This window comes from Sphingobium sufflavum (assembly GCF_021403115.1).
GTDB lineage: Bacteria > Pseudomonadota > Alphaproteobacteria > Sphingomonadales > Sphingomonadaceae > Sphingobium > Sphingobium sufflavum.
On sequence record NZ_JAJSSH010000002.1, the window covers coordinates 449,395 to 464,555 of the forward strand.

Annotated in this window: 12 protein-coding genes; 2 read left to right on the top strand and 10 right to left on the bottom strand. The window is 66.4% G+C overall.

Annotated features, from left to right (window positions below; translation table 11 throughout):
* Window positions 1-76: 76 nt before the first annotated feature.
* Together LWE61_RS05355 and LWE61_RS05360 are read right to left on the bottom strand one after the other, a co-directional pair.
* Window positions 77-1,006: an intradiol ring-cleavage dioxygenase gene (locus LWE61_RS05355; RefSeq protein WP_234148990.1), complete on the bottom strand. Its 930-nt coding sequence runs from the start codon at window positions 1,004-1,006 to the stop codon at window positions 77-79.
* A gap of 158 nt (window positions 1,007-1,164) precedes the next feature.
* A complete protein-coding gene (locus tag LWE61_RS05360) occupies window positions 1,165-1,944 on the bottom strand; it encodes a response regulator (RefSeq protein ID WP_234148991.1) in 780 nt (259 codons plus the stop codon).
* Between the two features lie 357 nt (window positions 1,945-2,301).
* On the opposite strand from LWE61_RS05360, the gene LWE61_RS05365 reads away from it, so the two are divergent.
* Both LWE61_RS05365 and LWE61_RS05370 read left to right on the top strand, forming a co-directional pair.
* A complete protein-coding gene (locus LWE61_RS05365) occupies window positions 2,302-2,487 on the top strand; it encodes a hypothetical protein (protein WP_234148992.1) in 186 nt (61 codons plus the stop codon).
* The gene (locus LWE61_RS05370; protein ID WP_234148993.1) at window positions 2,484-4,829 is read left to right on the top strand and encodes an ATP-binding protein; all 2,346 of its coding nucleotides are present in this window, start codon (window positions 2,484-2,486) and stop codon (window positions 4,827-4,829) included. Before LWE61_RS05365 ends, LWE61_RS05370 begins: the two co-directional genes overlap by 4 nt.
* 414 nt (window positions 4,830-5,243) lie before the next feature.
* Here LWE61_RS05370 and LWE61_RS05375 read toward each other — a convergent pair whose 3' ends face one another.
* The 8 genes from LWE61_RS05375 to LWE61_RS05410 form a co-directional block, all read right to left on the bottom strand.
* Window positions 5,244-7,064, bottom strand: coding sequence for a phosphoenolpyruvate carboxykinase (GTP) (locus LWE61_RS05375; RefSeq protein ID WP_326490604.1), 1,821 nt, complete (start codon window positions 7,062-7,064; stop codon window positions 5,244-5,246).
* 509 nt (window positions 7,065-7,573) lie between these two features.
* Window positions 7,574-8,239: a sigma-70 family RNA polymerase sigma factor gene (locus LWE61_RS05380; RefSeq protein ID WP_234148995.1), complete on the bottom strand. Its 666-nt coding sequence runs from the start codon at window positions 8,237-8,239 to the stop codon at window positions 7,574-7,576.
* A 144-nt stretch (window positions 8,240-8,383) separates the two neighbouring features.
* A complete protein-coding gene (locus LWE61_RS05385; protein ID WP_234148996.1) occupies window positions 8,384-9,532 on the bottom strand; it encodes a ThuA domain-containing protein in 1,149 nt (382 codons plus the stop codon).
* A complete protein-coding gene (locus LWE61_RS05390; RefSeq protein WP_234148997.1) occupies window positions 9,532-11,226 on the bottom strand; it encodes a GMC oxidoreductase in 1,695 nt (564 codons plus the stop codon). Before LWE61_RS05390 ends, LWE61_RS05385 begins: the two co-directional genes overlap by 1 nt.
* A gap of 15 nt (window positions 11,227-11,241) precedes the next feature.
* Window positions 11,242-11,868 (bottom strand): gluconate 2-dehydrogenase subunit 3 family protein, encoded by a 627-nt coding sequence (locus LWE61_RS05395; RefSeq protein WP_234148998.1) that lies wholly within the window; start codon window positions 11,866-11,868, stop codon window positions 11,242-11,244.
* 73 nt (window positions 11,869-11,941) lie between these two features.
* The gene (locus tag LWE61_RS05400; RefSeq protein ID WP_234148999.1) at window positions 11,942-12,802 is read right to left on the bottom strand and encodes a sugar phosphate isomerase/epimerase family protein; all 861 of its coding nucleotides are present in this window, start codon (window positions 12,800-12,802) and stop codon (window positions 11,942-11,944) included.
* Window positions 12,803-12,807: 5 nt separating this feature from the next.
* Window positions 12,808-14,097: an MFS transporter gene (locus LWE61_RS05405; RefSeq protein ID WP_234149000.1), complete on the bottom strand. Its 1,290-nt coding sequence runs from the start codon at window positions 14,095-14,097 to the stop codon at window positions 12,808-12,810.
* Between the two features lie 17 nt (window positions 14,098-14,114).
* The gene (locus LWE61_RS05410; RefSeq protein WP_234149001.1) at window positions 14,115-15,161 is read right to left on the bottom strand and encodes a sugar phosphate isomerase/epimerase family protein; all 1,047 of its coding nucleotides are present in this window, start codon (window positions 15,159-15,161) and stop codon (window positions 14,115-14,117) included.

Genomic DNA, 15,161 nt, shown 5'->3' on the forward strand with positions numbered 1-15,161 from the left:
GGGGAGGGGGATGATGCAGAGGGGGAGGATGGCGGGAGAGGCGGGGTGGATGCCCCGCCTCTCCCCGAACGGCCGGTCAGATACTGACCCCGATGGTCGCGGCGCCGACATAGCCCGCCGCGACGGACCCGGTGATGGTGGGCGTCATCGCCGCGATCTGCGCCGTGCTGTTGTCGCCGAACACATTGTCGTTCGCGGTGGTGACGCTGGCCAGCCGGCTGCCGCTGCTGCTGTAGGCGCTGGTGGCATAGACGGTGGTGCACACGTCGCGCGGCATCGCCAGTTGCGAGGTCAGCAGTGCATAGCGGCCCGATGTCGCGGCGGTCAGGCTGCTGAACAGCTCGAAATGCATATGGGGGTAACGGCCGGAATAGCAGGCGGGGAAGATGGTGGTGAACGTCACCTGCCCGTTGGCGTCCGTCACCTGCACCCCGCGCAGATAGCTTTCGGCGGGTACGCTATAGAGCGAATAATTGCCGTCTATGTCGCAATGCCACAGATAGACGGCATAGCCCGATAGCGGTGCACAACTGCTGTTGACGTTCACCACGGTCAGCGTGATCGTCAACAGGACGCCGGATGCGACGGTGCCGGACCCCAGGAAACTGGACCGTATGTCGCTGCGCACGATGCCGCTCTGGGTCAGGACGTTGCTGGTCGATCCGCTGCTGCTGTTGGTGCCGTCGCCGGGGTAGGGGCCTGCCGTTTCCGCCGGGTCTGCGATGCAGGTGCCGGATGTGGTGCCCGTTGTTGTGGTGGTGCCCGTCGTGGTCGTGCCGGAACTGGTCGAGGTGCTGCCGGTCGTAATGGTCGTGGACGATGTGCTGCCCGACGCCGTGTCGCCCGACCCGCCGCATCCCGTGACCATCGCGGTGACGCCCGCCCCCGCGAACAGCCGCAAGACCCGCCGCCGTTCCATGATCCGGCCGGAAATCACCGCCAGGTCATGGGCAAGGCCGCGATCATGATCGTCCATGGCGGCGGTATCGGGATGGTGTGATGACATTCGCTTGGCTCCTCGCTTGTGGATCGCGGAGCCTGTCGATGCGGCGCCGTGTCCCTGCGACAAGGAATGGGCGTGCCGTTTTGCGCTGGAATTTCAGCCGTCTTGCAGGATGGAAATCTTTGCGCCGGGCGGTGAAATATTCTTCGCTCTATCAGCCCCTAGCGCGTCACGGGGGGCACGAAGATATAGCCTTCGTTCCGGATGGTGCGGATCAGGTCGGCGCTGTCGCCGCCGCCCATCTTGCGGCGCAGGCGGCTGAGCTGCACGTCGATGGCGCGGTCGAAATAGTCCACGTCCTGCCCGCGCGCATATTCCAGCAACTGGTCGCGGGTCAGCACCCGGCCGGGATGCTCGACAAAGGCGCGCAGCAGGCGGAACTCGCCATCGGACAGATGCACCATCGATCCGTCGGGGTCGTGCAGGACGCGCGCCATCACATTGATGCGCCAGCCCGCGAACCGCAGGATGGCGCCGCTATCGTCGTCCTGCGGGGCGGCAAAGGCGGGAACTGCACCGGGAGCGGCAGGGGTGGGCACCACGGCCGCCGGGGCATTGCGGCGCAATACGGCGCGGATGCGGGCCAGCAGTTCGCGCGGGTTGCACGGCTTGGCCAGATAATCCTCCGCCCCCATTTCGATACCCACGATCCGGTCGATGTCCGTCCCCACCGCCGACAGTATGATGACCGGCGGCCCGCCGTCCTTCTGCAACCGGCGCAGCGCGGTCAGGCCGTCCTCCCGCGGCATCATCACGTCCAGCACGATCAGGTCGTAGCGGCCGTTTTCCAGCTTCAGCCGCATCGCGTCGGGATCGCCCGCGGTTTCGGTCACAAAGCCATGCTTCTCCAGATAGGAGGAGATGAGGCTGCGGATGCCCTCATCATCGTCGACGATCAGAATGCGGGTGGCGAGGTCCATGGGATAGTGAATGGCGTTCATGCCCGCCGATTACCAGCGTAACTTTGCGGCGGTTTTTCTGCGTCGCGCGCTTTGTTGCAGCGTATTTCAGTCCCGACATGTTCGTGAAATCCGCCTGCAAAGCGCATCGGCGATCCTGCGTCCCTGTCTTAGGGAGGGGCGTGGGATGACATGGAAAGGACAGGCCCTTCGGGTCGCATCGACAGCCTCCCTCCTTTCGGGCATCCCGCCGTCGCCGGTCCCTGGCAGGGATGGTGCGCGCTCAGGCTCCTTCCCCCCGGACGGGATCGGTGGCACCGCCGCCGTCCCGTCCGGGGTCATGCGGTTGGCGCGGGCCAGCACAGGCGCGGCTTTTGCCGATGGCGGGGAGGGCGCGCGATGGCGGGCCTGACCCTGCTGGTTGCGGTGCTGATGCTGCTGGCGAGCCATGGCCTGTCGCGGCTGGTCCGCAGGGTGGAGCCATGGCGCGGCACGGGTCATCGCAGGGCGAAAGATGGTGCGCCTGGCGTCTGCGGCGATAGCGCGCAATCCGGGGCCGATGACGGCGGGCGGGCCAGGCCATGACCGGCAACAGCATCATGGCTCCCGCCCCGCCGATATGGCACGATGGCGCGATGACCGACCGCCCCGCACCGCCCGCCTTTCCGCGTATCTGGCGCGGCCCGCCGCTGTTGTTCCAGATATTGGCGTTGCTGATCGGCGGCCTGCTGGTCGCGCAGGTCGTGACCCTGTTCTTGACTTTGGTTCTGCCGCCGCCGCCCACGCCCCGCCACCGGCTGGAGGATATTGCGATGGCGCTGCGGTCCGGCGCGGCCTCCGCCGACGACCTGCAACGGTCGGTGCAGGTGGCGGCCCCGGCGGTGTCCGGTTCCGGCTGGCTGGTCCCCGAAACCGCGACCGGCGATCTGGCGAAACTGGTCGACGCGCCGCGCGACCATGTGCGGCTGTTCTTCTATTCCCCTGCGCCCTTTGCACAAGGACCGCTGGCCCCGGAGGCGCTGTCCGCCGCTTCGCTGCGCGGGCGGGTGGCGAGCCTGTTCGTCGGCCGGGCGGAGGCGCAGCAGGGACCGCCGCCGGGCGGTATGCCGGGCGGCGGCGCCATGCCGGGTGGTTGGGGCGCGCCGATGGGTGGGCCGATGCAGCAGGGCATGCCGCGTGGCGATGGATGGGGCGGACAAGGTTGGGGCGGACAAGGCTGGGGCGGGCAGGGTCAGCGTAGCCAGATGCCGGGGCAGGGACGCCCCGCGCAGGGCCAGTTGCCGCAAGGGCCGTCCTCTAAGGGGCAATCCTCTCAGGAGCAGGGCCGCTCGCCCCAAGGGGGCGCTACGCAGGGCGTGCCGCAGGGCGGGGCCGGTTCCGCCTTTCCGGCGCAGGGGCAGGACCGTGCTGTCGCGCCGCGTGACGTGCCAGTCGCCAATGGCCAGAGCGGTCCGCCCGCACCGGGCCGGATAGCCGCCTCGCCGCGCGCCGGTTCTCCATCCCAGCCCGCGCCGCCCTATGCCGGGCCGTCGATCCTGCCCGGACTGGACGGGTTTCGCATGACGCCACCCTCCACCGAAAGCGCTGTGCGGACGACCCGTTCTGTCCCGCCGGAACGGGTGGAGGGGGAGCGCGCGTCCGCTCGCTCGTCCGCCGTGGTGGATGCAGGTGGCGCGGATCGGGACAGGCCAGCCGCCGCCGATGCGCTGCCATCGTCCATTGCGCCCCTGTCCACGCAGGCTCTGTCCACGCAGGCTCTGTCCGCGCAGGATTTGCGCGAACAGGCCGGGTCATCCGCGGCGCCGGACATACGCTCTATCCCCACCGGCGTGGCGATGGGTGGGCAGGTGGTGGAGCCGGTCGCGCGCGCCACCGGCCTGTTCGGCCTTGCCCCCGCGCCCTATGTGCAGGGGAATTTCGTCGCCGGACTGCGGTTGCCCGACGGGCGTTGGTCCGTGGTGCAACTGGCGGCGGAGCCTTTCCCCAACACATGGCAGCGGCGTATCCTCCTGTGGTTCCTTTGCGCTCTGGCGCTGGTGACGCCGCTCGGCTGGATTTTCGCGCGGCGGCTGGTGAAACCGCTGATCGGCTTTGCGCAGGCGGCCGAGCAACTGGGTCGCGATCCCACCGCGCCGGTGCTGGCGCTGGGCGAGGGGCCTGCCGAGGTGGGCCGCGCCGCCCGCGCCTTCAACCAGATGCAGACCCGGTTGCGCAGTTTTGTGGACGACCGCACGGCCATGGTCGGCGCGATCAGCCATGACCTGCGCACGCCGCTCACCCGGCTGCGCTTCCGCATTGAGGATGTGGACGACGACGCCACCCGCGATGGCATGATCGCGGAGGTGGAGGAGATGGAGGCGATGATCTCCTCCGTCCTCGAATTCATCCATCAGGGGTCGACGCCTGCCCCGCGCGAATATGTGGCGCTGCCCGCGCTAGTGGCGGAACTGGCGGATAGCTGGCGCGGAACCGGGGCGGCGGTGAGCGTGGCCGAAGGCGAGAACGGGAATGGCCGGGCTGGCGATGGCAGGTCTGGGGATGGCAGGGCCGTGGGCGGCGATATGGTGGTGGATGTCGACCGGCTGGCGGTGCGCCGCCTGATCGACAATCTGGTCGAAAATGCGATCAAATATGGTGCGCTTGCAAAAATCCGGGTCTGGAACGACGGGCAGGAAGCCTTTGTCGATGTCGTGGATGCCGGGGCGGGCGTTGCGCCCGACGAACAGGACCGGGTGTTCGAACCCTTCTACCGCACGGCGGAGGCGCGGGCGTCGGCCAAGGCGGGCAATGGACTGGGGCTGGCGGTCTGCCGCTCCATCGCGCGGACCCATGGTGGGGATGTGGGGCTGTTGTCCGGCGCGGATGGCTTTACCGCGCGGTTGCGGTTGCCGCTGGCGTTCGAGCGGGCGGGGAGGCTAGCGGCGTGATGGGAGGTGGAGAAGGTAAGACACCGCAGTCTGCTGCCGACCACTTGCGGAAGTCGATGGTTGCCGCCATAATGATCTAAGCTGATAAGTAGGTGCTTTATGGTACATACTAAGTTCTGGCTTACGATCTTAATCATTGGTGTGATCGCATCAACAATAGCCGCAGTTGGACAATGGCGTGCTGCTAAAAATTCTGGTCGTCGGGAACTTTTGTGCGGAGCTGGCGCATCATTCGCGTCTGCTCTGATCTTTGCTTCTCATCTCATAACTCTCAGTTAGCAGCAGTTGACCGTAATTGTTTCAGACAAGCCGACGGTCCCCTTACCATCAAAATCCGCCACCCACAGACAAAACCGCCCGCCGGGCGCAAGTGGCACGGCGGGCGGTTCCTATCTCAAAATCCGGGCGGGCGGATCAGACCGTAAGGCGCTCTTCCAGCCTGGCCTGCTGTTCGGCCAGTTCCGCCGGGATCGTGCCGAGGGCGGCGAGGTCGCGGGCGTTGCCGGCGGCTTCTTCCTTCCACAGTTCGACATCGACGCCCAGCAGTTCGGTGAGCGCCGCCTCGTCCAGGTCCAGTCCGCCAAGGTCCAGTGCGCCGGGGGCGGGCAGGCGGCCGATCGGGCTGTCGATGGCGTCGGTCTGGCCGGTGGACCGCTCCACCACCCACTTCAGCACGCGGGCGTTGTCGCCGAAACCGGGCCACAGGAACTTGCCATTGGCATCCTTGCGGAACCAGTTGACCAGAAAGATCTTGGGCAGGTTCGCGCCGCCATTCGGGGCCTTGCGCGCCGTCTCGATCCAGTGCGCGAAATATTGGCACATGTCATAGCCGCAGAAGGGCAGCATGGCGAAGGGATCGCGACGCAGCGCGCCGACCTTGCCCTCTGCCGCCGCCGTGCCTTCTGACGCGATGTTGGCGGCAAGGTAGACGCCATGGTTCCAGTCATAGGCTTCGGTGACGAGCGGCACAGCCGTCGCGCGGCGACCGCCGAACAGGATGGCGGTGATCGGCACGCCGGCCGGATCGTCCCACTCCGCCGCGATGGACGGGCACTGGCTGGCGGGCACGGCGAAGCGCGCATTGGGGTGCGCGGCGGGCGTGCCATTGGCAGGGTCGAACGGCTTGCCCTGCCAGTCGGTCAGCCCCTCCGGCGCGGTCTTGGTCAGCCCCTCCCACCACACGTCGCCGTCGGCGGTGAGCGCCGTGTTGGTGAAGATGGCGTTGGCGTGCAGCGTGTCGACCGCGTTGCGGTTGGTGGACGGGCCGGTGCCCGGCGCCACGCCAAAGAAGCCCGCTTCCGGGTTGACGGCATAGAGGCGGCCATCCTGCCCGACGCGCATCCACGCGATGTCGTCGCCGATCGTCTCGACCGTCCAGCCGGGCAGCGCACATTCCAGCATCGCCATGTTGGTCTTGCCGCAGGCGGAGGGGAAGGCGGCGGCGATATTGTGCGATGCGCCGTCGGGACCGGTGATCTTGAGGATCAGCATATGCTCGGCCAGCCAGCCGTCGTCGCGCGCCATCACGCTGGCGATGCGCAGCGCCAGACATTTCTTGCCGAGCAGCGCATTGCCGCCATAGCCGGAGCCATAGGACCAGATTTCGCGCGTTTCGGGATAGTGGACGATCCACTTCTCGTCATTGCATGGCCATGCCACATCGGCGACGCCTTCGGTCAGCGGCATGCCCACCGAATGGATGCAGGGCACGAAGAAGCCGTCATTGCCCAGCATGTCGAGCGCGGGCTTGCCCATGCGCGCCATGATCCGCATCGACAGGACGACATAGGGGCTGTCGGTCAGCTCCACGCCGATCACGCTGTTGGGCGAACCCAGCGGACCCATGCAAAAGGGCACGACATACATGGTGCGGCCGGTCATGCTGCCCGCGAACAGGCGGTTCATATCGGCGCGGGTTTCTGCAGGGTCGCGCCAGTTGTTGGTCGCGCCCGCATCCTCAGCCTTTTCGGAGCAGATGAAGGTGCGGCTCTCGACGCGGGCCACATCGCGCGGGTCGGAACGGGCGTAGAAACTGTTGGGACGCTTGTCCGCGGCCAGCCGGACCAGCGTGCCGGCATCGACCAGTTGCTGCGACAGGCGGTGCCATTCGGCTTCCGATCCATCGCACCACTGGATGTCACGCGGCGTGGTGAGGGTGGCAATATCGTCTACCCAGGCGAGCAAAGCTGCGTGTCGTGTCGGATGTGCCGTTTCGGATGGGTGCATATCTGCCATGGGAACGGTCCTTCGATCTGTCTTTTAGCATGGCGCTGTGCGCGCCCGACCGCCCGCGGATCGCAGGGGACAGGAGCACCTAGGCCGATTGCGCGCTTCTGGCGTGAGCCAAGCCGCTTTTCAATGGCGCTAAGAGTCTTTCTTGCAACTTTTGCAATCGTTACGGCGTGTTGCGTCGGTATTTGGGACAGGTTGGACATGGGTTCATCATGACTTTCCGCCCGCGACTCCGTCGCAATTCCAAGAAATACAATGTTCTGGAGAGGGTCGAAAGACCATTGGCGGGAATGGCGGCACCTTGAGGGTCAGCGGCTCTCCAAAAGGTTACGCGCAGGTCATGGTAGCGCCCAACAGGTAAAGTGATGGGTGATAAACCGAATCACCTGTATCTGGTCAATCAGATAGGTATGACCAATATCGTACAGCTATTGGTCCAATATTCGCGATACGAAAAAGACTTCGCCTGATGAAGGCGAAGTCTTTTCAGATAGCTATAGTCTGGTGGCTGGTCAGGCGGCGATGGCCGTCAGCTCCTGATGACCGATCCGGGCCATGGCAGCGCGGCTGGCCTGAATCCGGTCGAGATAGGCAAAGATGCTGACCACCGGATCGCCGTCGTCGGCAAAATCGCTGCGCGCGGTGTCGAGCTGGCCGCTGTCCATGATCGCCTCCAGCGCCATGCGGGCGCGGGCCACGCGGCTCTTGACCGTGCCGACAGCGACGCCGGTGATCTCGGCGGTTTCCTCATAGGAGATGCCGCCCGCGCCGACGAGGATCAGCGCCTCGCGCTGGGGGGCGGGAAGCTGTTGCAGGGCGCGCATTAGGTCGCGCATCTCCACCGTCTTGTCCTGACTGGCGGGGGCGGCAAGGATGCGGTCGGCGGTCAGCTCGTCCCATTCGCCGACGAAGCGCAGGCGGCGGGTCTGGCTGAAATAATGGTTGCGCAGGATGGTGAAGGCCCATGCCTTGAAATTCGTGCCCGCCTCGAATCGTTCGCGCGCGGCCCATGCCTTCAGCATGGTGTCCTGCACGAGGTCGTCGGCGGTGTCCCGGTTGCCGCACAGGCTGCGGGCGAAGGCGCGCAGTTGCGGGATGACCGAAGCCAGCTTTGCCTTGAACTCCTTGTCCGACAGGATGGCGGGCTGAAGTGCGGGCGGGTTGCTGTCGTCGCTCATGCTGGTCCCCTTGCTGTAGCGTTTGGGGATAGAACATGTCGGGACGGTATCGGTTCCCCGGACGCAGGGTTTACAATGGAAAAGCCCTTCGCCGGGGGATGTCGGCGAAGGGCTTTCTGTCCACGCGATTCTGCAAGGGACGGATTATCGCGCGGCGGGCGCCGGGCAGGGCTGGCGCTTGTCCGCCGCCCATGTGATCGCCGATTCCAGCAGCGCCAGATGTTGCGGCTGGGCGTAGGATTCGGCGCGGTGGCCGATGGCGGAGTAGAAGATGCGGCCCTTGCCCGCGCATTTGGTCCACGCCAGCGGATGGTCGCCCATCGTCAGCGCGGTGCCGGGCTTGTAGCTCTTTTCGTCCAGCGTCAGGAGGACCGTGGCGCCCGATGTGCGGGGGTTATCGCTGAACGAATACCATTCGTCGGTCATCGTCCATTCGGCGGGCAATCCCTTTGCGACGGGATGGGTGGGGGCCTCCACGACGACGCGGGCGTCCTGGAACTGCGGAGCCATCGGATGGCCCTTGAACTGCGCGCCCAGCACGTCATGGGCGTACCAGTCCCAGAAATAGCTGCTGTCCCCGCCCGCGCCATGGATGGCGACGAAGCCGCCGCCGCGCTCGACGAAGTCGCGCACAGCCTTGCGCTGGCTGACCGTCAGCACGTCGCCGCTGTTGTTGTTCCAGATGACGGCATCGAACCGGCGCAGGTTCTGCGCGGTGATCGCCCCGCCCTTGTCCGTGGCGGCGATGGCCCAGCCCTTGCGCTTTGCCATGGCGATGAAGGCGTCGTGCGCGGCGGGGATCGCCTCCTTGTGATAGAAGCCGTTGACCTTCTCGAACAGCAGGATGCGGGGTTTGCCCTGTGTGATGAGGGGCAGCGGCGTCGCGTCATTGTCGTAGCGGGTGCAGCGGGCCACCTTGTCCGCCTCCGTCACCGGCAGCGCGCGCAGTTGCGGGTCGAGCGCGGCAACGGCGTCCGGTGTCAGGCCGGTGAAGGCCGACGCCTGACGCAGGGTCATCAGCGCCGCAAAGGTCGGCGCCTGCGTGCCCGCGAACTGCGGCGGCAGCTTGGCGAGCCGTCCGTTCGCCGCCTTGTCCACGATGGCGCGGGCGGCGGGGCTGAGCAATATGTCGACCAGCGGGCTTTCGACGGAGAAGGGCGCGTCGCGCAGGGCGCAGTCCACCGGCTTGGCCGCCGCCCTGGGAGCGGCGAGGGCGGGTGAGGCCACCGCCAGCGCCAGCACCGCCGGCACCAGCGTTCGCAGTGCACGGGTCATCAGGGGGGCAACCCGCATCACAACTGGCCCTCCTTCAGCAGCTTGGCCGCATGGTCCGCCGCGCGAGCGGAGAGGGCCATATAGGTGAGCGACGGGTTCTGGCAGCCGCTCGACGCCATGGCCGACCCGTCGGTGATGAACAGGTTGGGCACATCGTGCGTCTGGTTCCACTTGTTGAGCACGGACGTCTTGGGATCCTTGCCCATGCGCGCGGTGCCCATTTCGTGGATGCCGAGACCGGGCACGCCGGGTTCGGCGCTCACGTTCATCACCATGCCGCCGACGGCCTGCACCATCGCCTTGCCATCCTCGATGATGCGAGCGGCCATCTTATATTCGTTGTCGCCCAGCGCACAGTCGATATGCGGCGTCGCGATGCCCCATTTGTCCTTCTGATTGGCGTTCAGCGTCACGCGGTTGTTGGGATTGGGCAGCATCTCGCCAAAGCCGGAGATGTACACCATCCACGGGCCGAGCTTGCGCGCACGATCCTTCAGCTCCGCGCCGACGCCGGGCAGGCCCAGCGCGGTGGAGCGCCAGCCCATGCGGGATACGCCGCCCTGATACCCGAAGCCCCGCACGAAGTCGTTGCCCTCGCCCGCGGGGTTCAGGTTGCGATAGCGCGGGATGTAGAGGCCGGTCGGCCGCCGTCCATGATAATAGGTGTCCGGTCCCTTGGGCAGCAGGCCGACGACCGACAGGGCATAGAGATGGTCCATCAGGTTGCGACCGACCATGTCGGAACTGTTGGCCAGGCCGTTGGGCATCGCGTCGGTCGCGCTGTTGAGCAGCAGCTGCGTGGTGCCGATGGTGGACGCGCAGGAGAAGATGATCTTCGCCTCATAGGTGCGGCCGACCTTGCTGTTGGCGTCGATGATCCGCACGCCGGTCGCCCGGCCCGTCTTGGGGTCGTGGACGATGCTGTGCACGATGGCGTCGGTCACGATGGTCAGGTTGCCGGTGCGCTCGGCGGCGGGCAGGGAGGAGCTGAGGCTGGAGTGATAAGCGCCATAGCTGCACCCGCGCTCGCAGAAGGAGCGGTTCTGGCAGCTGTTGCGGCCCAGTTCCTCATGATGCGGCTGCGCCTTGGACAGGTTGGCGACGCGACCGGGGATCACCTTGCGGCCGGGGAACTTGCCCTCCACCGCGCTCTTGAACTGAAGCTCCGCATCGTTGAGGCCGAACGGCGGCAGGAATTCGCCGTCGGGCAACTGGGGCAGGCCCTCCTTCGACCCGGCCACGCCGATGAACTTCTCGATATGGTCGTACCAGGGGGCGATGTCTTCGTACCGGATCGGCCAGTCGGCGCCATGGCCGTCGCGCGCGTTCGCCTCGAAATCCATGGCGGACAGGCGATAGGACTGGCGGCCCCACATGATCGAGCGGCCACCCAGATGATTGCCGCGAATCCAGGAGAAAGGCTTGTCCGCCGGGGTGGTGTAGGGGCTTTCCGAGTCCTTCACCCAATATTGCTGCGTGGCGGAGGTCATGGCGTAGCACTGGCTCTGGATCGGATAGTCGCGCGCCAGCTCCTCCTCCGGCACCATGCCTGCATTGGGCAGCTCCCACGGCTGCATCCAGTCGGTGTAGGACGCGCCATGCTCCAGCTTGCGGCCGCGCTCGATGACGAGCGTCTTGAGGCCACGCTCGCACAGTTCCTTTGCGGCAATGCCGCCGCTCATCCCTGAGCCGATTACGATTGCATCAAACATTGCTGGTTCCTCGGATCAGAAGGCGCCGCCGGCGGCGGGACGGGTGTCGGGCGTGACGGGGATGGAGGGCTTCCATTCGCCGGGGGCGTGTTCATAGCTCAGCTCCTGCGTCAGGGCTGGCTCGGACAGATAATAGAGTGTGACGAGCAACTGCTTGAGCTTGCTGTAACTGGGGTTGGCGGTCGGCGGCCCGGACATCAGCGCCGACAGGGCGTTTTTCGTTGCCCCGGTCACCGGCACGACCTTCGATGCGGCGGCGTCATAGGGTGTCAGGAAGGCCAGCCGCGCCTCCGGCGACAGGGCGGCAAAGCCCTTGCCCTGTTGGGTGCGCGCCTGCTGGTCGATGTCCAGCAGCGCCCCCTTCAACAAGGTGCGGGTGGCGGGCGATGCCCAGTTGAGGAGCAGCGCGTCGAACGTGGCCGGAACGCCCGCGTCCACCGCTCCGGCGGTCTTGGTGCGCGGTACGATGGTGTCCGCCACCGCGCTCAGCACGGTGAAGTTGGGGGCGTCGAGGAACCGCTTCGGACCCGCCGCGACCTTGGCAAGGGCGGAGCCGCTGAGCCCGGCGGTGGCGGTCGCGCCGACCAGCAGCAGCGCCTGGCTCAGCAGCGACCGGCGATCAAGATGCAATAGTTCTGACATGGGCATCAATCCTTGGAGGGGATCGCTGGATGCGATCCGTTCGGGGATGGGGTGGATGGGTAAGACAGGGCGGTCATGCGGCTGCGTCCCAGCAGTCGCGGATATAGGCATGGCCCTCGGTGTAGACTTCCTCCGGACTGGTGAAGAAATCGCGCCAGACGCGGGTGGCGGCGGCCAGTTCGGGCAGGCCGCGTCCGAACGCCTCGATGGTCATCCAGCCGTCATAGCCCAGCGCCCGGAGCGCCGCGATCGTCTCCCGGATCTGCGCATGGCCGCGCCCCGGCGTGCCGCGATCATTCTCCGAGATATGGACATGGCCGAGCCAGCCCGACGCATGCAGGGCGCGCAGCGCGGCGATCGGATCCTTCTCCTCGATATTCGCGTGGAACGTGTCGTAGAGGATGCCGAAGCCCGGCTGGCCGACGCGGTCGCCATAGGCAATCGCCTGCTCACAGGTGTTGAGCAGATAGGCCTCGAAACGGTTGAGCGGCTCCAGCCCGCAGGTCAGGCCCGCCGCCAGCGCGATGGGCACGATCTGGCGATGGACTTCGGCGCAACGCTCCAGCTCCGTCTCGGTCGGGTTCGCGCCGCTGAACACGCCCAGCGGCTGGAACCATGGCCCCGCCAATATCTGGCCGCCGACCGCGTGGGAGCAGTCGATCACGCGCTGGAGATGCTCGACCGCCCCGGCGCGGTGCGCGGCGTCGGGCGAGATGGGGGAATGGGCTTCGTCGGGGATCAGCGCGACGATGGTCCGCTCCAGCCCGATGTCGTCCAGAACGCCGCCCAGCCAGCGATAATGAGCCGGGTCGCTGGTGTCGAACACGGGCACTTCGATCCCGTCGAAACCGGTGTCCTTCAGCGCGCGCAGCACGGGGATATGGTCGGCCGTCAGATGGCCGGTCCATAGCAGCATGTTCATGCCGATCTTCATGCGGTTCAGCCCTTGCGCTTGCGTTCGACCAGCCAGACGCCGCCGAAGATGAAGAAGAGGATGATCGGGATCACCGCAATCGCCTGGAACGACTGTTCAGCGGCGAAGGACAGGACCGATTTCAGTTCGGGACCGGGCTGGAGCGCGGCAAAGGCTGCCTCGCCGCCGGCCTTCTCCAGCTTGGCCGCGTCATAGATCTTGCCCATTTGCGGCAGGACGAAATAGATCGCCATCGCACCGGCAAAGCCGACGATGCCGATAGACCATGGCCCGCCGCGCGGATAGCGCCGCGCCGATGCGGCCAGCATGGTGGGCCACATGAAGCACACGCCGAACGCCCAGAGCGTCGCCGCGACCAGCGCGGTGACCGGCGAGGAGGCGAGGCTGAGACCATAGAGGCCGATGCCCGCCGGGATGGTGCAGAACCACAGCAACCCCATGTCGGAGAAGCGATGCTCCAGCGCGCCCGCGAAATGGCGCATGACGAACATGATGGCGGAGACATAGACGAGGACGAGGATGCCCGGCATGCCCGCCGTCTGGGTCAGCGCCACATCGACCCACGAACCGGGGGCCAGTTCCGCCGAGGTCGTCAGGAACATGATGATCGGGAAGATCCAGAAGCCGGGCCGCTTGAACGGTTCCGCGATCATCTCGCCAAAGGGCACGCCCAGCGTGGCGCTTTCCGTCTTGGGAAAGGTCTGCGTCATGGCCCACAGGCCGAAGATCGCGCCCGGCACCGCGATCAGCGCGACCAGCACCTGCCAGCCGAGATGCAGTTGCTCGAAGAACAGGATGCTGGTGAGTCCGCCGACGACGATGCCCATCGGCCACCATGCGTGGAGGAGGTTGAGCCGCCCCGTCTTGTCATTGGGATAGAGGGCGGTGGTGACGGGATTGATCGACGCCTCCGTCGCGCCCCAGCCCAGCCCGCAGACCACCATGCCGATGGTCAGCAGGCGGTACACCGCGTCGATCCCGGTCACGGAGGGGGAGAGCAGGATCAGCACGGGGCCGACGATGAAGCAGGCGGAGGCGAACAGTATCGCCCGCTTGGCCCCGATGATGTCGAGCAGGGGGCTGACAATCAGCAGACTGATCGCAAAGCCCAGGAAGCTGTTGCCCAGCGCGGCCGCGATCATCTCGCCCGAATGGAGGGGCACGGTGGAATCGAGCAGCGCCGCCTTGATCGCCCCCGACGCGCCGGTGCGGATCGAGAAGGACAGGGCGGCGGTGAACAGCGCCAGCACGCAGATCCAGAAGATCGCGCGCCGATTATGGGTTTCGTTTTGCATTGCCTCTCCCTCCGCGCTCAATCGAGGCCCAGCACGGACCGAAGCAGCGCCGTGTCCGCGCCCGTCCCGGCAAAATCGTCGAAGGCTTTCTCCGCCCGGCGGATCATGTGCCGCGCGATGAAGGGCGCACCCTCGGCCGCGCCCTGTTCGGGATGCTTGAGGGCGCACTCCCATTCGAGAACCGCCCAGCCGTCATAGCCATATTGGGTCAGCTTGGAGAAGATCGCGCCAAAGTCGATCTGGCCATCGCCCAGCGAGCGGAAACGGCCCGGCCGGTCCACCCATCCCGAATAGGAGCCATAGACGCCCGCACGGCCATTGGGGCGGAACTCCGCATCCTTGACGTGGAACGCCTTGATCCGTTCATGATAGATGTCGATGAACGCCAGATAGTCGAGCTGTTGCAACAGGAAATGCGACGGGTCGTAGAGGATGTTGGCGCGCGGATGGCCGTCCACCGCATCCAGAAACCGTTCGAAGGTCACGCCGTCGTGCAGGTCTTCGCCCGGATGCAGTTCGTAGCAGGCGTTGACGCCATTATCCTCGAACACGTCGAGGATCGGCTTCCACCGGCGGCCCAGTTCGGCAAAGCCCTCCTCGACCAGCCCCGCGGGCCGCTGCGGCCAGGGATAGACCATGTGCCACAGCAGCGCGCCGGAGAAAGTGGCGTGCGCGGTGAGGCCGAAGCGGCGGCTGGCGCGGGCGGCCAGCTTCACCTGCTCCACGGCCCATGCCTGTCGCGCGGCGGGGTTGCCATGCAGTTCGGCGGGCGCAAAGCCGTCGAAGGCCGCATCATAGGCGGGGTGGGCGGCGACAAGCTGGCCCTGCAAATGGGTCGACAATTCGGTGATCGCGATGCCGTTCGCGGCGCAGATGCCCTGCACCTCGTCCACATAATCCTGGCTCTCGGCCGCGCGTTTCAGGTCGAACAGGCGCGCATCCCATGTCGGGATCTGAACGCCCTTATAGCCAAGGCTGGCCGCCCAGCGGGTGATGCTGTCCAGGGAGTTGAACGGCGCCTCGTCGCTGGCGAACTGGGCGAGGAAGATGGCGGGGCCCTTCAT